The sequence below is a fragment of the Streptomyces sp. NPDC008139 genome (assembly GCF_042957025.1).
Classification (GTDB): domain Bacteria; phylum Actinomycetota; class Actinomycetes; order Streptomycetales; family Streptomycetaceae; genus Actinacidiphila.
The window spans coordinates 250338-273002 of record NZ_JBIBHM010000002.1; the positions used below are offsets into that span (position 1 = coordinate 250338).

Annotated in this window: 15 protein-coding genes; 6 read left to right on the top strand and 9 right to left on the bottom strand. The window is 73.3% G+C overall.

The features are described 5' to 3' along the window. Nucleotides 1–44 precede the first annotated feature (44 nt). A complete protein-coding gene (locus ACFZBB_RS04990) occupies nt 45–1238 on the top strand; it encodes a PLP-dependent transferase (protein ID WP_391117909.1) in 1194 nt (397 codons plus the stop codon). Between the two features lie 261 nt (nt 1239–1499). Here ACFZBB_RS04990 and ACFZBB_RS04995 read toward each other — a convergent pair whose 3' ends face one another. Next, the gene (locus tag ACFZBB_RS04995; protein WP_391117911.1) at nt 1500–2906 is read right to left on the bottom strand and encodes a GNAT family N-acetyltransferase; all 1407 of its coding nucleotides are present in this window, start codon (nt 2904–2906) and stop codon (nt 1500–1502) included. Nucleotides 2907–3161: 255 nt separating this feature from the next. On the opposite strand from ACFZBB_RS04995, the gene ACFZBB_RS05000 reads away from it, so the two are divergent. Together ACFZBB_RS05000 and ACFZBB_RS05005 are read left to right on the top strand one after the other, a co-directional pair. After that, entirely contained in the window at nt 3162–4985 is a 1824-nt protein-coding gene (locus tag ACFZBB_RS05000) for an HSP90 family protein (protein WP_391117913.1), read from the top strand. A gap of 49 nt (nt 4986–5034) precedes the next feature. Beyond that, entirely contained in the window at nt 5035–8025 is a 2991-nt protein-coding gene (locus tag ACFZBB_RS05005; protein WP_391117915.1) for a tetratricopeptide repeat protein, read from the top strand. 23 nt (nt 8026–8048) lie between these two features. Here ACFZBB_RS05005 and ACFZBB_RS05010 read toward each other — a convergent pair whose 3' ends face one another. Beyond that, nucleotides 8049–9608 (bottom strand): aminotransferase class I/II-fold pyridoxal phosphate-dependent enzyme, encoded by a 1560-nt coding sequence (locus ACFZBB_RS05010; protein ID WP_391117917.1) that lies wholly within the window; start codon nt 9606–9608, stop codon nt 8049–8051. A gap of 46 nt (nt 9609–9654) precedes the next feature. Here ACFZBB_RS05010 and ACFZBB_RS05015 point away from each other — a divergent pair, with 46 nt between their 5' ends. Then, a complete protein-coding gene (locus ACFZBB_RS05015) occupies nt 9655–10686 on the top strand; it encodes an EamA family transporter (protein WP_391117920.1) in 1032 nt (343 codons plus the stop codon). A gap of 221 nt (nt 10687–10907) precedes the next feature. Here the strand turns inward: ACFZBB_RS05015 and ACFZBB_RS05020 are convergent, their stop codons facing one another. Next, complete coding sequence (locus tag ACFZBB_RS05020) at nt 10908–12368, bottom strand: solute carrier family 23 protein (protein ID WP_391117922.1); 1461 nt, start codon at nt 12366–12368, stop codon at nt 10908–10910. 393 nt (nt 12369–12761) lie between these two features. On the opposite strand from ACFZBB_RS05020, the gene ACFZBB_RS05025 reads away from it, so the two are divergent. Then, nucleotides 12762–13523: a GntR family transcriptional regulator gene (locus ACFZBB_RS05025; RefSeq protein ID WP_391117924.1), complete on the top strand. Its 762-nt coding sequence runs from the start codon at nt 12762–12764 to the stop codon at nt 13521–13523. Between the two features lie 108 nt (nt 13524–13631). Here the strand turns inward: ACFZBB_RS05025 and ACFZBB_RS05030 are convergent, their stop codons facing one another. From ACFZBB_RS05030 to purB, 3 genes are all read right to left on the bottom strand, one after another. Continuing rightward, nucleotides 13632–14789 (bottom strand): ROK family protein, encoded by a 1158-nt coding sequence (locus ACFZBB_RS05030; protein WP_355341235.1) that lies wholly within the window; start codon nt 14787–14789, stop codon nt 13632–13634. A 210-nt stretch (nt 14790–14999) separates the two neighbouring features. Beyond that, nucleotides 15000–15548 carry a G/U mismatch-specific DNA glycosylase gene (mug, locus tag ACFZBB_RS05035; RefSeq protein WP_391117926.1) on the bottom strand — a complete coding sequence of 183 codons (549 nt, stop codon included), beginning with the start codon at nt 15546–15548 and terminating at the stop codon, nt 15000–15002. 37 nt (nt 15549–15585) lie between these two features. Then, nucleotides 15586–17019, bottom strand: coding sequence for an adenylosuccinate lyase (gene purB / locus ACFZBB_RS05040; protein WP_391117928.1), 1434 nt, complete (start codon nt 17017–17019; stop codon nt 15586–15588). A 328-nt stretch (nt 17020–17347) separates the two neighbouring features. Here purB and ACFZBB_RS05045 point away from each other — a divergent pair, with 328 nt between their 5' ends. Continuing rightward, entirely contained in the window at nt 17348–19201 is a 1854-nt protein-coding gene (locus ACFZBB_RS05045; RefSeq protein ID WP_391117930.1) for a CocE/NonD family hydrolase C-terminal non-catalytic domain-containing protein, read from the top strand. Between the two features lie 24 nt (nt 19202–19225). Here ACFZBB_RS05045 and ACFZBB_RS05050 read toward each other — a convergent pair whose 3' ends face one another. From ACFZBB_RS05050 to ACFZBB_RS05060, 3 genes are all read right to left on the bottom strand, one after another. Beyond that, nucleotides 19226–20029, bottom strand: coding sequence for a GDSL-type esterase/lipase family protein (locus ACFZBB_RS05050; RefSeq protein WP_391118475.1), 804 nt, complete (start codon nt 20027–20029; stop codon nt 19226–19228). A gap of 183 nt (nt 20030–20212) precedes the next feature. Next, a complete protein-coding gene (locus ACFZBB_RS05055) occupies nt 20213–21229 on the bottom strand; it encodes a CNNM domain-containing protein (protein WP_391117932.1) in 1017 nt (338 codons plus the stop codon). After that, entirely contained in the window at nt 21226–22623 is a 1398-nt protein-coding gene (locus tag ACFZBB_RS05060; protein WP_391117934.1) for a CNNM domain-containing protein, read from the bottom strand. Before ACFZBB_RS05060 ends, ACFZBB_RS05055 begins: the two co-directional genes overlap by 4 nt. Nucleotides 22624–22665 lie beyond the last annotated feature (42 nt).

The window sequence follows — 22665 nt, forward strand, 5'->3', positions numbered from 1 at the left end:
GGGCGTTTTCCCACAGCGCCCGGCGAGCGTTCAGCCTGGAGCACATGGAGACGACAGCAGCAACGACACCGTCCCGGCCCCGCCTGACCCTGGCCACCGAGGCCGTGCACGCCGGGCGCGAAGACCTCGCGGCCCTCGGCGTGCACGCCGTGCCGCTCGACCTGTCCACCACCTACCCGTCGTACGACAGCCGCGCCGAGGCCCGGCGGATCGACGCCTTCGCCGCCACCGGTGAACAGCTCGAAGGCCCGCCCGTCTACGCCCGGCTGGACAATCCGACCACCGCCCGCTTCGAGACCGCGCTGGCCCGGCTGGAGGGCACCGAGGCCGCGGTGGCCTTCGCCAGCGGAATGGCCGCGCTGACCGCCTGCCTGCTGGCGCGCGCCGCCGACGGGCTGCGCCATGTCGTCGCGGTCCGGCCGCTGTACGGATGCAGCGACCACCTGCTGACCGGCGGACTGCTCGGCACCGAGGTGACTTGGACCGACCCGGCGGGCATCGCGGACGCGATGCGGCCCGACACCGGTCTCGTCATCGTCGAGACGCCCGCCAACCCGACCCTCGCGGAGGTCGATCTGCGGGCCATCGCCCACTCCTGCGGCACCGTGCCGCTGCTGGTCGACAACACCTTCGCCACGCCCGTACTCCAGCGGCCCGCCGAATCCGGCGCCCGGATCGTGCTGCACAGCGCGACCAAATACCTGGGCGGCCACGGCGACGTGCTCGGCGGCGCCGTCGCCTGCGACGAGGACTTCGCGCGGCGCCTGCGCAAGGTGCGGTTCGCCACCGGAGGCGTCCTGCACCCGCTCGCCGGCTACCTCCTGCTGCGCGGGCTCTCCACCCTTCCGGTACGCATGCGGGCGGCCTCCGCGACCGCCGCGGAACTGGCCCGGCGCCTCACCGCCGATCCCCGCGTCGGCGCCGTCCACTACCCGCGGATCGGCGGCGCCATGATCGCCTTCGAAGTCCTCGGCGACCCCCACGCCGTCATCGGCGCCGTCCGCCTCATCACCCCGGCCGTCAGCCTCGGCAGCGTCGACACCCTCATCCAGCACCCCGCCTCCATCAGCCACCGCATCGTCCCCGAGGCCGATCGCTCCCGCTCCGGCGTCAGCGAACGGCTCCTCCGCCTTTCGGTCGGCCTCGAAGACGTCGACGACCTCTGGTCCGACCTGACGCTCGCGCTTGCGTCCTCCACCACCTCGGCCGCACCCGGCGTACGTCGCATCGACGTCTGACCGCGCCCTCCGCTGACGCAGAAGGGTAGGCCGTGTTTTTAGGGGCGCGGGGAACTGCGCGCTCAGCCCGCGCGGTGGCGCGGCTGAGAACCGGCCCCAGCGGGGCAGGTGCTGTTGTTCTCGGGCTGACAGCCCGGTGGGGGCGGGCCGCGCAGTTCTCCGCGCCCCTGAAAAACAGGCCCTGCGCAACGGCAGCGCACCCTCCCCGCGCCCCTTCGGGGCGTGACCCGAAGCGTCGGGTGGACCTTCCGAGGTGCAGCGTCAGGTGCGGTCCTGGGGGGTGCGGGGGAGGGGGGACGGGGCGTCGGCAGACGCCAGGGTGGCGGTGATGACGAGGGTGCCGTCCTCGACCTGGTAGTCGAGCGGCAGCGCAAGCTCGCGCATGGCGGCGACCATGCCGGTGTTGGTCGACTGCGTGACAGCGTAAACGCTGTCACGCCCGGCCTCGACGGCCATGGCGACCAGTTTGCGCAGCACGGCCGCACCGATGCCGCGCCGCTGCCAGCCGTCCTCGACGAGGAGGGCGACCTCGTTCTCGTCGCCGTCCCAGAGGAGGTGACCGAGGGCGACCAGACGGCCGGAGGCGGTCTCGACGGCGAGGGACCGGCCGAAGCGAGGGCTGAGCAGGTGGGCGAGGTAGCGGTCGGCGTCGCCGACGGGGCCGTGGTAGCGCAGGGCGAGGGTGCCGGGGGAGCAGCGCTCATGCATCGCCAGGGCGGCTTCGCGGTCCTCGGGCCCGGCGCGGCGGATCGTGATCTCGTTGCCCTCGGGGAGCGTCAGGACGTCCTTGGCGTCGGGCGTCCTGGCCCCGAGGCGCGCGCCGAGCCGCGCGTCGAGCTCCAGCAGGGCCCGCGCCCTGGCGAACTCGGTGGGCGTGAAGGGGAGATGGTCGCGCTGGACGGTGATCGTGCCGCCCGACGGGTCGCGCAGCCGCATCACGGTGCCGTCGAGCGCGTCCTCGGCGTGAGCGGGGACGTCGGCGGGCGCGGGCGTCGAGCGGATGGTGCAGCGGCCGAACAACTGCCGCAGCGCGAGCGGCAGTTCCGCCGCGTCGAGCGCCGTACGGGTGGCCAGGGTGAGCATGCGGGTCGGGGTGTCCACCAGGTCGTGGGCGTCCGCCCGCTCCATCCATGTGTCGGTGCCGCCCGCAGAGGTGACGGTCCGGGCGAGCGCCGTGGCGGGCAGCACCGCCGGGGCCCGCAGCAGGAACTCGTCCACCGTGCCGTCGGCCAGCGGATGCGTCTGAAGGGTGACGATGTCGACCCGGCTGCCCGCGAGCGCCGTGCACACCGCGCCCAGGGCGCCGGGGGCGTCGCGCACGGTCGTCCGCAACCGCCACAGCGTCGTTTCGCCGTCGGTACGGTCGCCCGCGCGCTCGGCGCCTGGCTCGTCGGCGGATTCGTCGGCGCGTACGTCCTCGCCCGTCTGCGGTGCGGCGGCCGGTGGCGCGTGGCCGCGCCCGCGTGCCCACCATGTGTGGAAGCCCGCCACCGCTAGCAGCGCCGCCGCCGACATGACCAGCAGCACCCGGCCGTCGGGTCCGTGCCCCACCGTCTCGGCGATCAGGTCGGCGGTGGCCATCGCCGTGAACAGCGCGGCCACTTCGACGAATTCGCGGCGCCAGTGATGCTGACGGGATCCGGGATGGGCAGGAGTCGACTGAGACATACGTCTACCATGCCTAAGATGTGTTGCGTGATCACGAACGTTCCGTGACCGGCCGGTAAAGGACGGATCTTTTCGGTTAACTTACGTTTTCAACGTTTTTGCCGAATGCGCCCCTCTCGCGCCGGAGTGCGGCATCCATGGCCCCATGGTCAACGAGCCCCCGCGCCGCCTACGATGGCCCGACTTCACCCCGCCGCGGATCACCCGAGCCGCCCTACCCGCGCCGAAGCAGCTACCCCCACCGGCGCAGCGACGATGACTGCAGAACAGACACCGCACACCTTCCAGGTCGATCTGCGTGGCCTGGTGGATCTCCTCTCCCACCACCTCTACTCCAGCCCGAAGGTCTACCTGCGGGAACTTCTGCAGAACGGCGTCGACGCGATCACCGCCCGCCGCGCGGAGGACCAGGACGCGCCCGCCCGCGTCCTGCTGCACACCGAACCCGGCGCGCTGCGCGTCGAGGACACCGGGATCGGCCTCACCGAGGCCGACGTGCACAATCTGCTGGCCACCATCGGACGCAGCTCCAAGCGGGACGCGCTGGAGAGCGGCATCGCCTCCGCCCGCACCGAATTCCTCGGTCAGTTCGGCATCGGCCTGCTGGCCTGCTTCGTCGTCGCCGACACCATCCGCGTGGTCAGCCGCTCCGCCCGCACCCCGGACGCGCCGCCGGTCGAATGGTCCGCGCGCGACGACGGCTCGTACACCGTACGCACGCTGCCGGACGACGCCAGGACCGAACCCGGCACCACCGTGCACCTCACCGCGCGGCCCGGCGCCGCCGACTGGTTCACGCCCGAGCGGGTCACCGCCGTCACCCGCGACTTCGGCTCGCTGCTGCCGTACGACATCCGGGTGGACGACACGCCCGTCACCGACCGTCCGCCGGTCTGGGAGCGCCGCCACGCCGGCGCCGGGGCCCGCCGGGTGGAGTTGGCCAGGCACTGCCAGGAGCAGTTCGGCTTCCTGCCGCTGGACGCCATCGACCTCGACGTGCCGGTCGCCGGAGTGCGCGGCATCGCGTACGTCCTGCCCTCCGCCGTCAGCCCGGCCCAGCGCGCGGGCCACCGCGTGCACCTCAAGGGCATGCTGCTCACCGACCGCGCCGACGAACTCCTCCCGGACTGGGCCTTCTTCGTCCGCTGCGTCATCGACACCGACAGCCTGCGGCCGACCGCGTCCCGCGAACACCTCTACGCCGACGAGACGCTCGCCGCCGTCCGCGACGCGCTGGGCGAGCGGATCAAGGAGTGGCTGACGACGCTGGCCGCGGGCGAGCCTGAACGCCTCGGACACTTCCTGTCGGTTCACCACCTCGGCGTGAAGACGCTCGCCCGGCACGACCCCGACCTGCTGCGGGTGATGCTGCCCTGGCTGCCGTTCGAGACCACCGACGGGCAGCAGTCGCTCGACGAATTCGCCCGCCGCCACCCGACGGTGCACTTCACCCGTACCGTCGAGGAATTCCGCCAGGTCGCCGCCATCGCCGCCGCCCAGGGCATGGGCGTGGTCAACGGCGGCTACACGTACGACGCCGACCTGGTCGGGATGCTCCCGCGGGTACGGCCGGGCACCCCGGTCGCGGAACTGGACGCCGACACCGTCACCGCCCACCTCGACACGGTCGACCCGGCCGAGGAACTGGCCCTGTCGGGCTTCCTCGCCGTCGCCCGCGCCGCACTCGACCCGCTGGGCTGCGACGTCGTCCTGCGCACGTTCCACCCGCTGACCGTCCCCGCCCTGCACCTCGACGACCGGTCGGCCCGGCACGAGCGCGCCCGCGAGGAGGAAGAGGAACAGGCCGACGACCTGTGGGCGGGCATCCTCGGATCGCTGCGCGGCACCGCGCCCAGGGCCCGGCTGGTCCTGAACCACCTCAACCCGCTGGTGCGCAGGATCGGCGCGCTCGGCGCCCGCGACCTGGTGGCCAGCTCCGTCGAAGCGCTCTACGGGCAGGCGCTGTTGATGGCGCAGCGCCCGTTGCGGCCCGCCGACACCGCGCTGCTCAACCGGGCCTTCCTCGACCTGCTCCAGTGGGCCACCGACCATCCGGCCGGGCAGGAGGAGGGCCGATGAAGGCGACGTGTCCGACCGGGCCACGGCTCGGCGTCCCAGGGAGCCCACGATGACCGGCGAGCCCACGACCGCGGCGGATCTGCGCCGGGCCATCCAGGAGAACGCGGCGGAGCCGGAGGGCGCGGCCCGCAACGCCCGCGCCGAGCGCATCGCCGAGGAGGCCGACCGCACCGGTGACCGCCCGCTGATCATCGAGGCGCTGTTCAATCTGCTCACCGCGTACAACTACAGCTCCGAGTCCGACAAGAGATTCGTGCCCTTCGCGAAGGCGCTGCGGATGTGGGACGAACAGCCGGGCGACTTCGACGAGTTCAGCGCCAAGAGCCTGCACTGGTACTTCAAGTGGGTCTCCAGCGGCATGCTCGACCAGCCGCACATCCCGCTGGCCGCCATCGAGAAGTGGCAGGCCGAGATGGAACACCGCTACCGGCTTGCCGGATACTCCGAACGCGCCGTACGGCAGGGCCAGTTCAGGATCGCCCGGCACATCGGCGATCTGCCGCGCGCCGAGGCCGCCTTCGCCGCGTGGCTGGCCGCGGACCGCGACGTGATGAGCGACTGCCACGCCTGCGAACTGCACGCCCAGGGCGGCTGGCGGGTGCGCCTCGGCGACGACCGGCGGGCGCTGGAGAGCTGGCAGCCGGTGCTGGCGGGCGAGTTGACGTGTGCGCACGAGCCGCACGGGGTGCTGGCCTCCTCGTTGCTGCCGCTGCTCAGGACCGGCAGCGCCGACCTGGCCCGCGCCAACCACCTGCGCGGCTACCGGATGGTCCGGTCGATGGAGAGCATGCGGTCCGCCGTCGCCCAGCACATCGAATTCTGCGCGCTGACCGGCAACGAGGCGCGCGGCCTGGAGATCCTGGCCGCACACCCCGCGCACTTCACCACCGCGGGCGACCCCGACAGCCTCATGGACCACCACGCCGTCACCGCGCTGCTCACCGCCCGGCTCACCGCGCTCGGCCACGGAGACCGCCCGGTGCCGGGACCGGCGGGACGCGACTGGACCGCCGCCGACCTGCACACCCATGCCCGCACCCGCGCCCTGGAGTTGGCGCACAGCTTCGACGCCCGCAACGGCACGCGGGCCGTCTCCGAGGCCGTACGGGAGCGGATGGCGCGCCAACCCCTGCTGGAACGGCTGCCGTTGGGGATTCGGGCGGCGCGGCTCGGCGAGGCGGCGGCCACGGAGGCGGGACCCGCCCTTCCCCCGCCGCGGGCCGACTCCGTACCGGCAGAACCCGGCGCCGACGACCTGCCGGACATGGTCGCCGAGGCGCGGCGGCTCAGCGACGGCGGCGACCCGCGGGCCCACCAGGCGTGGGCGGACGTGGCCGCCGCCGTGGAACGGACCGGCGCCGAAGTGGACGCCGCGGCGCGGGCGGAGATCACCGACAACGCCGCGATGGCCGCGATCGGCGAACCCGTACGGTCCCGCGAGCTGTTCCTGCGCGCCGCGCGGCAGTTCGAGGACGCGCGGGAGCCGGCGGAGGCCGCGGCGAGCCGGGCCCGCGCCGCCTACGCGCTCGCGCTCACCGGCGAGGCGGACGAGGCGCTGCGGGCGGTCGAGGAGCAGTGCGCGGTGCTGCGCGCCCTGCACGGCAGGGAGCGGGCCACCGCCCGCCAGGTCAGCGGCGCGGGGCTGCTGCGCTGCCGCGTCCTGCTGGCCGCCGCGGCGGGCGGCGACGACGAGGCCCGGCGGGCCGCGCTCGCGGAGGCCGCCCAACAGGCCGCCGACGTGGCCGAGTTCAGCGACGAGCACCAGGCCGAGCCGGGGATGACCGGACGCCTCGCGGACGCCACCGTCATGCTCGGACGGCTGGCCGCGGGCCGCGGCGACGGCGAGCAGGCCGTCCGACTCCTCACCCGAGGAGCCGAGTTGCACCACGCGGCGGAACAGCCCTGGTACGCGGCCGAGCCCGAGGCGGCCCTCGCCGACCTGACACTGCGCGGCGGCGACCCCGAGACCGCGGCCGACTGCGCGCGCGCCGCGCTCGACCACGGCGCCGATGTACTCGAACCGCCGCACCGCGCCCATCTGCACCTGCTCATCGCCCAGGCGCGCGCCGCGCTCGGCGACGACGAACAGGCCGCGGCCGAGGCGCTGGAGGCCGCGACGTGGGCCGACGAGGCCGGCCACGGCGACGACATGGGCGCCACCGCCCGGCTGCTGTTCGGCGGCGCGCTGCGGCGGCTCGGCCGGGCCGAGGAGGGCGCCTGCGTCCTGGAGTCCGTCCTGCCCGACCTGGAACGCGGCGGCAACGACGCCCAGATCGTCCAGGCGCGCTGGTGGCTCGCCGAGTGCCAACTCGACCTCGGCGAGGCCCGCGAGGCCGCCGAGCAGTTCCTGCGCGCCGCCCGGGTCGCCGAGGGCTGGGACGACCCCTGCGACCACGCCATGCTCGCCAATCTCGCCGCCGACGCGCTCAACCGCGCCGGTCTGCACGACGAGGCCGTACGCGCCTACGCCCGCGCCGAGGACCTCTGGCGCGCCGTGGGCGACCCGCACGCCCTGATCCGTACCCTGCGCGCCCGCGCGTGGATCGAAGTGCGCGAAGGCCGCGGGGGCATTGCCGTGGCCCGCTCCCTCATGACGGCCGCCGTCGACACGGTGCGACAGGCACTCGAAGCCGCCGACCCCGACGACGGGACGGCCAGCACCCACCTGCGCGTGGACCTCGCCGACACCTACCGTCAGACCGCCGAGATCGTCATACGCGCGGCGGGCGTGACCGCCGGTTCCGAGGACGGTCCGGGTGACATGGACGCCGTCTACGAGGAGGCCCTGGCACTGGCCGACCTCGCCATCGCCACCCTCACCCCGCTGGGCGCCACCGCCCGCGACGACCGCACCGCCGCCACCCTCATGGCCGCCTGGCTGGAAGCCGACCTCGCCCGCCCCACCGCCGCCGCCACCCGCGCCCGTACCGTCACCGCCGAATACGCCGACGCCCAGGGCCCCACGGCCGACGCCCGCCGCGCCGAGGCCGCCTCGATCCTCGACTACACCAGCGCCGACCGCGCGGACGACGAGAGCTGAGGCCGGGCTGCGGACCGCTCGTCTCAGCGCGGTGCGGCCGACTCCGCCCTGGCCAGCAGTTCGACCGCGCGAGTGATCGACTCCGGGGACAGGTGGGCGTAACCGATGACAAGGCGGACGCCTGGCACCTGCGTCGGCGCGTGCTCGTAGTCGGACAGGGGGCGGAGGGTGATTCCGGCGGAGGTCGCGGCGGCCAGCAGACGGGACGGGGGTCCGTAGCGCGGTGGGAGGGTGACGATGGCGTGCAGACCGGCGGCGATGCCGCTGGTCGTGGCGCCGGGGAAGTGGGCGGCGAGTGCGGTGGTGAGGGTGTCGCGACGGCGGCGGTAGAGGCGTTGGCAGCGCCGGAGGTGGCGGTCGTACTGCCCGGAGGCGAGGAAGTCGGCCAGTACGGCCTGCTCGGTGACCGGGTTGCCGAGGTCCATCGTGCGCTTGAGCGCGGCGGCGTCGGCGATGATGTCCGGCGGCGCGACGAGCCAGCCGAGCCGCAGCCCCGGGGCGAGGGTCTTGCTCACCGAGCCGGTGTAGGCGACATGGCCGGGCGCGAGGCCCTGGAGGGCGCCGACCGGCGCGCGGTCGTAGCGGAAGTCGCCGTCGTAGTCGTCCTCGATGACGAGGCCGTCGACCGTACGGGCCCAGTCGGTGAGTTGGGCGCGCCGCCGCGCCGAGTACGCGACCCCGGTCGGGAACTGGTGGCAGGGCGTGACGATGGCGGACCGTACTCCGGCGGCGGCCAGCGCCGTCACCGACAGGCCCTCCTCGTCGACGGGCACCGGCACCGCCGTCAGCCCGGTCGCGCCGAGCAGTCCGCTCTGCTCGGGGCTGCCCGGGTCCTCGACGGCCGTCGCGCGCTCGCCTCGCCCGCGCAGGACGAAGCCGAGCAGTGTGTGCGCCTGGGCCACGCCGGAGCAGACCATCACCTGGTCGGGGTCCGCGGCCACCCCGCGCCGCCTGGCCAGCAACTCCGCGAGCGCTTCGCGCAGTTCGGGCAGGCCGCGCGGATCCGGGTAGCCGAGGGCGCGGTGCGGGAGCCGGGCGATCACCCGCCGGTGGGCCGCCGACCACGCGGCCCTCGGGAACAGGGAGAGGTCCGGCAGGCCCGGCCTGAGGTCCGTGGGGCCGCCCCGGTCGTCCACGGCGGGCATGGCCGTCGCGGCCGGTACGGGTACGGCGCCCGCGCCCGTCACCCACGTGCCAGAGCCCTGCCGCCCGCTGAGATACCCCTCGGCCGTGAGCTGCGCGTACGCGTCGGTGACCAGGCCCCGCGACACGCCGAGGTCGGCGGCCAGTTCGCGGCTGGCGGGCAGTTGCGTGCCGGGCGCGAGCCGTCCCGAGCGCACGGCGTCCCGCAGCGCCGCCTGGAGCGCCCGCCCTCGACCCCGCGGCGACGTCCCCGCGGAGGGCAGCAACAGCTCCCACGCGGCGGTCCACCCCTCGGGCCGGGCGCCGTGCCGCCCGCCGTCCGGCGGGCCCGCCGAGACCGTCGTCCGGAGTACGTCCGACCCGGCCGCCGCGGTCGGCGCGCCGCCCGCGGCGGCCGGGTCCGTACCGGCACCATCCGAATTGGTCCTCTTAACGTCCATGGGAATGGACCTTAAACGGGACCGCTTGTCTCCATACCGTCGTCGTATGAACTCATCCCCACGCGCCGGCTTCCTCTTCGCCACCGTCGCCTGTGTCCTGGTCGGCGCGTCCTTCACCGCGGGCGGCGCGCTCGTGGACTATCCGCACGCGGGCGGCCAGGCGCTGCGTTACGGCTCGGCCTGTCTGCTGCTCCTGTGGCCCGCGCGCAAAGGCGCCGTGCGGAGACTGCGAGCGCTGACCGTACGGCAGTGGGCGCTGGCGGCGGGCGTGGCGGCGATCGGCATGGTCGGCTTCAACCTCGCGATCCTCGCGGCCGAGCGCACCGCGGAACCGGCGGTGCCGGGCGTGCTGGTCGGGTGCGCCCCGGTCGTCGTCGCGGTGCTCGTACCGCTCGGGGCGGGACGGCGGCCGACACGGACGGTCGCCGCGGGGGCCGTGCTCGTCGCGTCCGGCGCCTTCGTGGTGCAGGGCTGGGGCGGCACAGACGGCGTGGGGCTGTTCTGGTCGGTGATGGCGCTGGTGGGGGAGTGCGGATTCGCCCTGCTGGCGGCGCCGTTGGTGAAGCCGCTGGGGCCGCCGCTGCTGTCGGCGTGCGTGTGCGCGCTGGCCGCCGTGGAGGCGGGGACGCTGGGGCTGGTGACCGAGGGCCGGGCGGCGGTGCGCGTTCCCACCGGATCCGAGGCGCTGGCACTCGGCTGGCAGTCGCTGGTGGCCACCGTGATCGGTTTCCTGTGCTGGTACGCGGGCGTGCAGCGGATCGGCACCGAGCGCGCCACCCTCTTCTCCGGGCTGATCCCGGTGTCCGCCGCGGTGACCGCGCCCTTGGTGGCGGTCGGCACCTTCGGGGCGGGCCAACTCGCGGGCAGCGTCCTGGTCGCGGTCGGTGTCGCCGTCGGCTCGGGAGCGCTGCGGTCACGCCGACGGCCGCTCGCGAAGGAACCTTCCGCGAACCGGCCTCTCGCGAACCGGCCTCTCGCGAACCCGCTTCCCGCGAACCCGCTTCCCGAGCACCGGCTTCCCGAGCACGTACCCGACCGCGATCGGCGGGCCGTTCCGGCGGCGGCGGACTCCCCATAGCCGGATGGCAAAATTCCGCGCGGCCGGGAACTCCCGCTGGGGTGGGCGAGTTGTGACAGTACGGGCCGGTGCGCGACACCGGTCCGGCCAGCAGCCCCGACCGGGCGCCCCCGTCCCGGTCGGGGCGTCGTCCGCCCGGTGCGCCGCGCGCGGCAGCACCCGCACGCTCCCTCGGCGGCGCCGAGGGACCGTGCGGCGCGTCATCAGACCTCCGTGAGTGCTTACTTGGCGCCGAGCACCTGCTGGAGCGGATCGATCGCGAAGTACGCGAGGAAGCACACCGACACACCCCACACCAGCGGATGCACCTCGCGCGCCTTGCCCAGCACGATCTTGATCACGACGAAGGACAGGAAGCCCGCGCCGATCCCGTTGGTGATGCTGTAGGTGAAGGGCATCACGGCGATGGTGAGGAAGGCCGGGATGCCGATGTCGTACTGCGTCCAGTCGATGGTGCGGACCTGCGCCATGAGCAGGAAGCCGACCGCGACCAGGGCGGGGGCGGCGGCCTGGGAGGGGACGACGCCGGCGAGCGGGGTCAGGAAGAGCGCCACCACGAAGAGCGCGCCGGTGACGACGCTGGCCAGACCCGTACGGGCGCCCTCGCCGACACCCGCGGCGGATTCCACGTAGGCGGTGTTGGAGGAGGCGGAGGCCGCGCCGCCCGCGACGGCGGCGGCGCCGTCGATGAACAGCACGCGGCCGATGTTCGGCACCCGGCCCTGCTCGTCCAGCAGACCGGCCTCGTTGGAGATGCCGACGATCGTACCCATCGCGTCGAAGAAGTCCGACAGCACGAGGGTGAAGACGAAGAGGGCGGCCGTGACGATGCCCGCCTCGCGGAAGCCGCCGAAGAGGCTGAAGTGACCGATCAGCCCGAAGTCGGGCGTGGACGTCACATGGTGCGGCACCTTGGGCACGGTTAGGCCCCACGCCGAGTCCGGCAGGTCGGCGATCTTGTTGACGACGATCGCCACGATCGTCATGACCACGATGCTGATCAGGATCGCGCCCTTGATCCGCCGCGCGACCAGCGCGACCGTCAGCAGCACACCGAGGCAGAAGACCAGCACCGGCCAGCCGGTGAGCGTTCCGGTCGCGCCGAGCTGCACCGGGACCGTCGTCTTCGCCGCGTCGGGGATACGGCTGGCGAATCCGGCGTCCACGAAGCCGATGAAGGCGATGAACAGGCCGATGCCCACGCTGATCGCCTGTTTGATCGGCTGCGGGATCGCGTTCATGATCGCCTCGCGCAGGCCGGTCGCGACGAGCACGCAGATCAACAGGCCCTCCAGGACGACCAGGCCCATCGCGTCGGGCCAGCTCATCGTGGGGGCGAGCTGAAAGGCCACCACGGCGTTCAGGCCGAGACCGGCCGCGATCGCCAGCGGTAGGTTGCCGCCGACGCCCATGATCGCGGTCATCACGGCCGCCACCAGCGCGGTGGCGGTGGTGAGTTGGGCGACCGAGAGGTGGTGCCCGAACTTGTCCGTGGCGCTGCCCAGGATGATCGGGTTGAGCACGAGGATGTACGCCATGGTGAAGAAGGTGGCGAGACCGCCGCGTATCTCCCGGCCGGGCGTGGATCCGCGCTCCGATATCCGGAAGTAGCGGTCCAGCGGACTGGCCGCGGGTGGTGGTCCGGACGACGGCTTCTCCGCGTCCACGACGGGTCCTGACATGGTGCTCCTCTGGATTCAACAAACGGTGGAACGAGGCTGCGGGGCACACGGATTGTGCTCCCCGGTCGGCCCCGGCGGGTTTCCGTGGCGTTACCCCGTATCACCGTCGGGTTTTAGTCATGCCCAGGTCAACACCCGCGTCGTTTCCCACGGGCATCACGAACGGCGTCTCAGCACACCGTCAACAACTCATGAACGTCTCGCGCGCCCGCCCCATAGCAGGCCGTCGCGTTCGAGGATTGGTCTTGACCAAGTTCACGAGGCGGCTCTATCTTCGAGACGTAGTAGTGCAAGGACCTTTAATAAATAGTGGTTCGGAAACAAGGCTGAACAAGCCGAGGGCGTGGCCGACAAGCCAGAGCCCGTCGCGGACCCGGTGATTGCGAGGACAGGGTGGGGACCACGCAGCTCGAATCGGTGCAGGAGCCGAAGTACTGGCACCTGAAGACCGTGCTGAACGACGCCCTCGACTCGGAGTTCGAGGTCGGTGAGATCCTGCCGAACGAGCGGGACCTGGCCGCCCGCTTCGGTGTCGCGCGCGCGACGCTCCGGCAGGCGCTCGAACAGTTGGAACTCGAAGGGCGCCTCCAGCGGCGCAGGGGAGTCGGCACCACCGTGGCACCGCCGCGGATGGGCGTGTCCGTGGGACCGGTCGCCGAGGCGTGGCCCGGCTCCGGCCATGACTCCTGGAACACGGTGGGCTGCGTCGAGGCCGCCGCGCCCGGCCCGATCGCCGCGCTCCTCGGCACCGGCGGCGACGAGGCCGTGCACACCATCCGCCGCGAGCGCGTGATGCGCGGCCAGCACGTCGCGACCGAGCTGCTGTACGTGCCCCCGGCCTCGGTGCCCGAGCTGTCCACGATGCTCACGCCCGCCAACCACGGCCCCGCCGTCCTGCGCGAGCTGCACACGCTGGAGCTGGAGGGCGAGGACCGCTCCGTCGAGCTGGGCTCGGCCAGCGCCCAGGACGCCAAGCAGCTCGACCGGCTGCCCGGCGCGCCCGTCCTGGTCGTCACCACCCGCTACTTCTCCGAGGGCCGGGTCGCCGCCGCGTCGGTGGCCACGTACCGCGCCGACACGTGCCGGCTGACGTTCGGCGACTCGGGTGCTCTTGAGGTCACCCACCACCAGGACGACAGCCGCCAGGCTTCCTGAACCGGGCGGGTGCCCCGGCGGCGAGCCCCCACCGGTCGCGCCGACCGGAGGCGCCGAGCCCGGCGGCCGTACGCCGACCCGACATCACGATGGCGCGGTACTGATACGTCAGTGCCGCGCCAGTGACGTCTGCTCCACCGCGAAGAGCTGCTCCTCGACATGGTCCAGGGCCAGCCGCAGGGCGCCGGTCGCGATGGCCTCCTGTCCGAGCGCGGACAGCGTCACCTTCGGGGGCCGCAGGCAGTAGCGCGCCAGCTCGGAACGGAGCGGCTCCAGGACCCCGTCGAGGCCCGCGGCCCAGCCGCCGACGACCACCAGCTCCGGGTCGATCGCCAGCACCAGCGCGGCGACGTCGTGCACCAGGCGGCGAAGGAAGCGCTCGACGGCGTCCTTGGCCTGTACGTCGCCCTTCTTCGCCAGCGCGAAGACCCGCGCGACCGCCGGTTCGTCCAGCGGGTGCAGCGGGGTGCCGGTGGTCGACAGCAGGTGCTCGGGCGTGACCTCGCGGCCCAGCAGGTGCAGGGCGCCGATCTCGCCCGCCGCGCCGCCGAAGCCGCGGTGCAGCCGCCCGCCGATCAGCGAACCCGCGCCGGGGCTCAGCCCGGCCAGGACGAAGACCACGTCGTCGGTGTCGACCGCGACACCCTTCCAGTGCTCGGCGACCGCCGCGACATTCGCGTCGTTCTCCACCAGCACCGGACAGCGGAAGGAACGCTGCAACCGCTCGCCCAGCGGCAGCCCCGTCCAGCCGGGCAGCGCCGTGCTCAGCCGGACCTCGCCGTGCGCCTCCACGATGCCGGGGCTGCCCACGCCGACCGCCCACAGGGTGCTGCGGGCCACCCCGGCCTTGCGCAGCAGCTCGGCGACCGTGCCGCGGACCCGCTCCAGCCGGTCGTCGGCGGACGCGGCCTCGTCGACCTCGCGGCCGTGCGAGCCCAGCACCTGGCCGCTGAGGTCCGACAGCACCACCCGTACCTGGTGCGCGCCGATCTCGATGCCCAGCAGATGCCCGGCCTCGGCGTGGAAACGGAACCTGCGGGCGGGACGGCCCTGCTTGCGCGCGTCGGCGCCCTCGGGGGCCACCTCGACCACCAGGTCCGACTCGGCCAGGCCCTCGATGACACCCTCGACGGTGGGCCGCGACAGTCCCGTGCTGTGCACCAGCTCGGTCAGCGTCGGGGCCTGCGCCCCGCGCAGCGCATGGAGGACGACCGCGGAATTGATCCGCCGGAGCAGGGATGGGTCCCCGCCGGTGAGCCGCCCCAACGTATGTCCTCCCAGCCTGTACCTGTGTGTGGCGGATCGTACCGGGCGCGGGCCGTCGCGGCGAGTGGTCGCCCGTACCCGCGGCGACGCGTGGCGTCCCGTAAGCGCTGACGGGACGCCAAATGTCCTACGGGGACGGTGCGCGGGACCGGTGGAGTGCCGGTGCCGCGCGGCCGTCCCGCCGGTCGAGGCCGAACGGAAGGGCGGGAGCTACGGCTTCGGCTCGTGGCCCGCGGCGACGCGCAGCCGGGCGAACTCCTCCGCGAGAGCGGCCGGCGACCAGTGCGCGTTGAGGCCGCTGGGGCTCGGCAGCGCCCAGATCCGGGTCGCGCCGATCGTCCGCTCCTGCGGGCCGACCTGGGCGTGCTTGTCCGCGAAGGCGACCCGGTAGGCGGTGACGCCCAGCACGGCGAGCCAGCCGGGCCGGTACTCCTCGACCTTCGCGGTCAGCAGCTTCCCGCCCTCGACCAGCTCCCGCGCCGTCAGCTCGTCGGCCCGCGCGGTCGCCCGCCCGGCCACGTTGGTGATCCCGAGGCCGAGCGCGAGCATGTCCTCCTGCTCGGCCGGGGCGAACCGGCGCGGGGTGAACCCGGAGGCGTGCAGCGCGGGCCAGAAGCGGTTGCCCGGCCGGGCGAAGTGCTGCCCGAGATGCGCGGACATCAGCCCCGGATTGATCCCGCAGAACAGCACCCGCAGACCGCCCCCGATGACATCGTCCAGGGTGCGGTCGCGGGCCGCCGTGAGCTGTTCCGGAGTCATACGGGCTGCCGCCTGCTCGTCCTGTTCGTCCCGGTGGTCAGAGGATCGCGCCGGGGCGGTACGCGGCGGCCCGCGGGTGCGCCTTGGTGACGTCCTCGATCCGCCGGACGACCTCGGCGACCTGTCCGGCCGCCGCGCCCGTGAACGACAGCCGGTCGGCCATCAGCGCGTCGAGACCCGCCCGGTCCAGCGGGATCCGCGCGTCGGCGGCGAGCCGGTCGAGCAGTTCGTTGCGCTCGGTGCCCTGCTCGCGCATGGCCAGCGCGGACGCCACCGCGTTCTCCTTGATCGCCTCGTGCGCGACCTCGCGGCCGACGCCCGCGCGCACCGCGCCCATCAGCACCTTCGTGGTGGCCAGGAACGGCAGGTAGCGGTCCAGTTCGCGGGCGACGACGGCCGGGAAGGCGCCGAATTCGTCCAGCACCGTCAGGAACGTCTCCAGCAGCCCGTCGAAGGCGAAGAAGGCGTCGGGCAGCGCGACCCGGCGCACCACCGAGCACGACACATCGCCCTCGTTCCACTGGTCGCCCGCCAGCTCGCCGGTCATCGACGCGTAGCCGCGCAGGATCACCATCAGGCCGTTGACGCGCTCGCAGGAACGGGTGTTCATCTTGTGCGGCATCGCCGACGAGCCGACCTGGCCCGGCTTGAAGCCCTCGGTGACCAGCTCGTGCCCGGCCATCAGCCGGATCGTCCTGGCCAGCGACGAAGGACCGGCGGCGAGCTGCACCAGCGCCGTCACCGCGTCGTAGTCCAGCGACCGCGGGTACACCTGGCCGACCGAGGTGAAAGCCCGCGAGAAGCCGAGGTGATCGGCGATCCGCTGCTCCAGATCCGCCAGCTTCGCGCTGTCGCCGCCCAGCAGGTCCAGCATGTCCTGCGCGGTGCCGACCGGACCCTTGATGCCGCGCAGCGGATAGCGGCCGATCAGGTCCTCGACCCGCTCGAAGGCCACCAGCAGCTCGTCCGCGGTCGTCGCGAAGCGCTTGCCCAACGTCGTCGCCTGCGCCGCCACGTTGTGCGAGCGGCCCGCCATCACCAGCTCCGCGTACTCACCCGCGAGCTGCCCCAGCCGCGCGAGCACCGCGACCGTACGGTCCCTGACGTGCTCCAGCGACAGCCGGATCTGAAGCTGCTCCACATTCTCCGTCAGGTCCCGTGACGTCATGCCCTTGTGGACCTGCTCGTGCCCGGCCAGCGCGTTGAACTCCTCGATGCGCGCCTTCACATCGTGCCGGGTGACCTTCTCGCGCTCCGCGATCGAGCCGAGGTCGACCTGCTCCACCACCCGCTCGTAATCCGCGATGGCCTGCTCCGGCACCTCGATCCCCAGGTCCTTCTGCGCCCGCAGCACGGCCAGCCACAGCCTGCGCTCCAGCACCACCTTCTGCTCGGGAGACCACAAGGTGGCCAGCTCCGCCGAGGCGTAGCGGCCGGCGAGGACATTGGGGATGCGCGGCTTAGCAGTCACGTGTGGAGAGTTTACCGGGTAACCAGGCGGCCGGATTCCGCCGGTCACGCGCGCCGGAGCCCTGGTCAGCGGTCCGGGAAAGGGGCCGTGGCCACCGCGCGCGGCAGGTGCCCCCGGCGCCGTACCACTGCCGAGTCGAACCGGGTCTGTCGTAGGTCTGCGCCGGGCGTACGCGGCCGCCCGGACGCTTCCGCGCGTCGTTTCGCGCCCTGTCCCCGGTGAACGGCGAGGTCCCACGATCGAGGTGTGGCGATTCGCACGATTTCTGCCACATGTTCTGCTACCCGGTCACCCGGCTGCCCGGGACCGAGACGGAAGGAACACGCTCATGAGCACGTCATCAGGGGACGGACCTCCGCAGGACGAGGTCCGCGCGGTCACCACCGCCCAACTGACCCAGGTCGCCGACAACGGCATCTGGGGCGCGGGCGCGAGCGTCAATCCCGACGCGGCCAACCTGGGCGAGGCGCTGGTCGCCGCGTTGCAGGGCAACACCACCCAGAACTTGCTGCCGCGCGACCTGCGCCGGCTCACCGACGAGGTGCTGCGGGTCGCCACCGTCGGCTTCCCGTGGATCCGGGCCCAGGACGGGACCCGGCTGGCGGCGCACACCATCAGGCTCAACTCGGCGGAACCGCGCCCGCTGGTCATCCTCCCCGCCGGCTGGACCCCGGTCGGCTGGCCGCTGTTCGAGTACGCGCACCTCACCCTGGCCCTCAAGGGCTACCACGTGCTGGCGTACACCCCGCGCGGGATCGGCCTGACCGTGAACATCCCCGGCCACGGGTACGTGGACGGCCCGTTCACCTCGGGCGGCTTCATCGACGTCGGCGGACCCAACGACTGGGCCGACGGGTCCTCGGTGATCGACTACGCGAAGGAGCACTTCGCGCCGAGCAGAATCGGATTCCTGGGCGAGTCCTACGGGTCCGGGATCAGCCAGCTCGTCGCGGCGAACGACGACCGGGTGGACGCGGTCGTGGCGCTGAGCACCTGGGGCAATCTGGCCACCAGCCTCTACCACCACGACACGCGGCACCTCCAGGCCGTGGCCGTCCTGCTCGCCCTGACCGGCGGACCCGTGGAGCGCAAATTCGACGAGGCCACCCAGCAGATCCTGGCGGACTTCCACGCGAACCAGAACATGGACACGGTCGTGGCGTGGGGCACGGAGCGCGCGCCGGAGGCGTACACCGACGCCACCAACGACCGCGGTGTGCCGACCTTCATCTCCAACACCTGGCACGAGGGCCTGTTCCCGGTCAACCAGGTGCTGACCACCTTCAACCGCCTCACCGTCCCCAAGCGGCTGAACATGTGGATCGGTGACCACGCGGTGCCGGAGGGTCCCGGACTGACCGGACCGCTGGCCGGGCCGACCGGCCCCAACCTCGCGATGGCCGAGGCGTACGCCTGGCTCGACCACCACCTGCGGGGCGAGGCGAACGACGTGCCCGACTGGCCCCAGGTCAACAACCAGATCATGTTCACCTACGAGACCCGGCCGGGCTCCGGCACCGGAGACGACACCGTCGTCACCCCGGCGCGGCGCGAACCCCGGCAGACCTGGGGCGACGTCACCGTCTCCACCGAACGCTGGTATCTGGCCAACACCGGCACCGGGCGCCGGGACGGGTCGCTGACCGAGGAACCCGCGCCCGGCTGGTCGCGCGGGTTCATCGCCGGGCACCTGACCGAGGCCACGGCGGTGGACGGGATCGTGTCGACCGGCAAGGCCGAGTGGAACGGCAATCCGAAGACCTACGAGACGGAGAAGTTCGACCGGCAGCACCTGGCGCTGTGGGCCACCGATCCGCTGCCCGCGGGCGCGGACCGGCACGTGGCCCGCCGGATCCGCGGCATCCCCGAAGTCCGGCTGACCGTGCGCAGCTCCGCGGCGTCCACGACCCTGGTCGCGTACCTCTTCGACATCGCCGAGGACCGGACGGCGCGGATCGTCACGCACGAGCCGTACACCCTGTCCGACCTCGTGCCCGGCCAGGACACCACCGTCACCTGGCAGCTCCAGGCCGCCGCCTACGACGTGCCCGCCGGCCACCGGCTGGCCCTGGTCGTCAACAGCAAGGACAAGCTCTATTCCGACGCCGACGTCGAGGACAGCACGACCACCGTCAGCTCCCCGCCGGGAGAGGAGTCCCACCTGGACCTGCCGCTGGGCTGACGGGCGACGCCGTCGTACGGCGGATCAGTCGTCGTACGACGGACCGGCCGCCCACGGCAGCAGGTCCGGGCGCTTGGCGGGACGGCCGTCGCCGGAGGAGCGGCCGGTGAGGCGGCGGCCGATCCACGGGACGAGGTGCCGGCGGGTGAAGCGCAGGTCGGCCGTGCGGCGCGCGGTCCAGCCGGGGCGGACCGCCGGGGGGAGACCGACCGTCCAGTCGGACTCCGGGGGACGGCCGAGGGTCTGCCAGACGGCCTCGGCGACGCGCCGGTGGCCGTCCGCCGTGAGGTGGAGCCGGTCGTCGGCCCACATGCGCTGGTCGCCCAGGACCTCGGCGCCGTAGAGGTCGACGACCAGGGCGCCGTGGCGGGCCGCGAGGTCGTCGAGGAAGGCGAAGAGCTGTTCCATCCGGGGCAGGAAGCGGGCGGCGACCGGCCCGCGCCGGGCGGGGCTGCGCATCAGGACGAGCTGCCCGCAGGCCGGCGCGAGCCGTTCGACACAGCTCTCCAGGACCGCGCAGACCTCGTCCACGTCGCACTTGGGCCGCAGCACGTCGTTGAGACCGCCGACCAGGGTGATCAGGTCGGCGCCCATCGCGGCGGCCACGTCGACCTGGTCCTCGGAGATCTGCCGGATCAGCTTGCCGCGTACGGCGAGATTCGCGTACCGGAAGCCCGGACCGTCCCCCGGCCCCGGCTGCTGACCGGTCCCGGTCCCGGTCGCGGCCCCGGTCCCGTCCCCGGTCGCGGTGCGGGAAGCGGCGGCGAGGCGGGCGGCGAGCAGGTCCGCCCAGCCCCGGTAGGACCCGTCGGGCAGCAGGTCGGACATGCCCTCGGTGAAGGAGTCGCCGACCGCGACGAAGCTGCTGTACGCGGCCGACGTTCGCGCGCCCGCCTCCGCGCCCGCCTGTGTGTCTGTCTGTGCGTCATTCTGCATGGCGCCGGAGATCCTATGCGACCGCTCAGGCGCACCGGCAACGAGGTCGGGACCCGTACCGATCGCCCCCGCCGTTCAGGGGCGTCCGGGACCGACCAGTTCCTTGAGCACGTCCTCCATCGTCACCAGCCCGATGCCGCGCCCCGCGTCGTCCACGACCGCCGCCAGGTGGGCGCTGCCCGCCCGCATCGCGGTGAGGACGTCGTCCAGCGGGGTGGCGGCGCCGACGCGGGTGATGTGCCGCAGGGCGGTGCGCCGGAAGGGCGCGTCCCGCGGATCGGCGTCCAGGGCGTCCTTGACGTGCAGGTAGCCCAGGACCCGGCCGTCGGGGTCGGCGACCGGGAATCGGGAGTAACCGGAGTCGGCGGCGAGCGCTTCCAGGCCCTCGGGCGTGATGCCCAACGGCGCGCGTACCACCCGCTCGGGCGGCACCACGATCTCGCCGATCGGCCGCCTGCCCAGCTCCAGGGCGTCCCGCAGCCGCTCGGCGGCCCGCTCGTCGAGCAGCCCCGCCGCCCCGGCGTCCACCACCATCCGGGACAGCTCGTCGTCGGAGAAGACGGCCGCCACCTCGGAGCGCGGCTCCACCCGCAGCAGCCGCAGCAGCGTGTTGGCGAACGCGTTGATCGCGAAGATCACCGGCCGCAGCGCCCTGGTCAGTCCGACCAGCGGCGGGCCGAGGACCAGCGCGGACCGCACCGGGTCGGCCAGCGCGATGTTCTTCGGCACCATCTCGCCGAACAGCATGTGCAGATACGTGGCCACGGCCAGCGCGATCACGAACGCGATGACGTGGATCGCGCCCTCCGGCACGTGCACGGCGTGGAACACCGGCTCCAGCAGGTGCGCGATGGCGGGCTCGGCGACGATACCGAGCACCAGCGTGCACACGGTGATGCCGAGCTGCGCCGCGGCCAGCAGCGGCGAGAGGTGTTCCAGACCCCACACCACGCTGCGGGCGCGGCGGTCGCCGCCCTCGGCGAGGGTTTCCACCTGGCCGCGGCGTACCGAGATCATGGCGAATTCGGCGCCGACGAAGAACGCGTTCACCACGAGGGTGAGCGCGCCGATGAGCAACTGGACGACGGTCATCGATCACGTCTCCGCTCGGCCGTGCCCGCCGTGTTGCCGGGCGTGCCGCCCGCTGCCCTGTCCGCGGCGACGGGGGTCTGAGCCGCCCGCGCGGGGGAGATCAGCCGGGCCCGCGACGCCCGGTGTCCGCTCGCGTCGGTGACCTCGATCCGCCAGCCGTCCAGCTCGAAGGCGTCACCGCGCGCCGGGATACGGCCGAGGCGCTGGGCCACCAGACCGGCCAGTGTCTCGTACGGCCCGTCGGGGGCGTGCAGCCCGATCCGCTCCAACTGGTCCTCGGTACGGGTCGCGCCGTCCGCGTCGTAGATCCGCCGCCCGTCCGGCGCCTCCCGCAGGAAGAGCAGGTCGGGAAGCTCGTGCGGGTCGTGCTCGTCGCGCACCTCGCCGACGACCTCCTCCACGATGTCCTCCATGGTCACCACGCCCGCCGTGCCCCCGTACTCGTCGATCACCACGGCCATCGAGCGCCGCCCGCCCAGCCGGTCGAGCAGCCGGTCGACGGTCAGCGTCTCCGGGACCAGCAGCGGTTCGCGCAGCAGCTCGGTGACCGGCACGCGCGCGCGCCGGTCGGCGGGGACCGCGAGGACGTCCTTGATGTGGGCGGTGCCGATCACCGAGTCCAGGCTGCCGCGGTAGACGGGGAAGCGGGACAGGCCGGTCGCGCGGGTCGCGTTCGCCACGTCCTCGGCGGTGGCCTGCGCTTCGAGCGCGGTGACCTGGACGCGCGGCGTCATCACGTTCTCCGCGGTGAGCTCGGCGAGGTTGAGGGTACGGACGAACAGCTCGGCGGTGTCCGCCTCCAGCGCACCCTCCTTGGCCGAGTGCCGGGCCAGCGCGGCCAGCTCCTGCGGGCCGCGCGCCGACGCCAGCTCCTCCGCGGGTTCGAGGCCCATCGCGCGCAGCACCCGGTTCGCGGTGTTGTTGAGGTGGTGGATCAGCGGGTGGAAGGCGGCGGTGAAGGCGCGCTGCGGCGCCGCCACGGCCTTGGCGACCGGCAGCGGAGTGGAGATCGCCCAGTTCTTCGGCACCAGCTCGCCGATCACCATCAGCGCCACCGTGGACAGGGCGGTGCCCAGCACCAGGGCGACGGAGGACGACGCCGAGTCCGGCAGCCCCGCAGCCCGCAGCGGCCCGCGCAGCAGCTCCGCGATCGAGCTTTTGGCGAGCATGCCGATGACCAGCCCCGTCACGGTGATGCCGAGCTGCGCGCCGGAGAGCTGCACGGTCAGCGTACGGACGGCCGCCAGCGCCGCCGCTGCGCCGCGCTCGCCGTCCCGCGCCGCGCGCTCCAGCTCACCGCGCTCGATCGTGGTCAGGGAGAATTCGGCCGCGACGAAGACGCCGCAGGCGAGGGTGAGCAGTACGGCCACCAACAGCAGAAGTGTTTCAGTCATCCGGTCACCTCGGTCCCATGATCGGCCACGACCGGGCCGACC

What these genes read in the sequence shown, in the direction of transcription:
- ACFZBB_RS04990 (WP_391117909.1), top strand. Translation starts at nt 45, where the DNA reads ATGGAGACGACAGCAGCAACGACACCGTCCCGGCCCCGCCTGACCCTG.
- ACFZBB_RS04995 (WP_391117911.1), bottom strand. Translation starts at nt 2,906, where the DNA reads ATGTCTCAGTCGACTCCTGCCCATCCCGGATCCCGTCAGCATCACTGG.
- ACFZBB_RS05000 (WP_391117913.1), top strand. Translation starts at nt 3,162, where the DNA reads ATGACTGCAGAACAGACACCGCACACCTTCCAGGTCGATCTGCGTGGC.
- ACFZBB_RS05005 (WP_391117915.1), top strand. Translation starts at nt 5,035, where the DNA reads ATGACCGGCGAGCCCACGACCGCGGCGGATCTGCGCCGGGCCATCCAG.
- ACFZBB_RS05010 (WP_391117917.1), bottom strand. Translation starts at nt 9,608, where the DNA reads ATGGACGTTAAGAGGACCAATTCGGATGGTGCCGGTACGGACCCGGCC.
- ACFZBB_RS05015 (WP_391117920.1), top strand. Translation starts at nt 9,655, where the DNA reads ATGAACTCATCCCCACGCGCCGGCTTCCTCTTCGCCACCGTCGCCTGT.
- ACFZBB_RS05020 (WP_391117922.1), bottom strand. Translation starts at nt 12,368, where the DNA reads ATGTCAGGACCCGTCGTGGACGCGGAGAAGCCGTCGTCCGGACCACCA.
- mug (WP_391117926.1), bottom strand. Translation starts at nt 15,548, where the DNA reads ATGACTCCGGAACAGCTCACGGCGGCCCGCGACCGCACCCTGGACGAT.
- ACFZBB_RS05045 (WP_391117930.1), top strand. Translation starts at nt 17,348, where the DNA reads ATGAGCACGTCATCAGGGGACGGACCTCCGCAGGACGAGGTCCGCGCG.
- ACFZBB_RS05050 (WP_391118475.1), bottom strand. Translation starts at nt 20,029, where the DNA reads ATGTCCGACCTGCTGCCCGACGGGTCCTACCGGGGCTGGGCGGACCTG.
- ACFZBB_RS05055 (WP_391117932.1), bottom strand. Translation starts at nt 21,229, where the DNA reads ATGACCGTCGTCCAGTTGCTCATCGGCGCGCTCACCCTCGTGGTGAAC.
- ACFZBB_RS05060 (WP_391117934.1), bottom strand. Translation starts at nt 22,623, where the DNA reads ATGACTGAAACACTTCTGCTGTTGGTGGCCGTACTGCTCACCCTCGCC.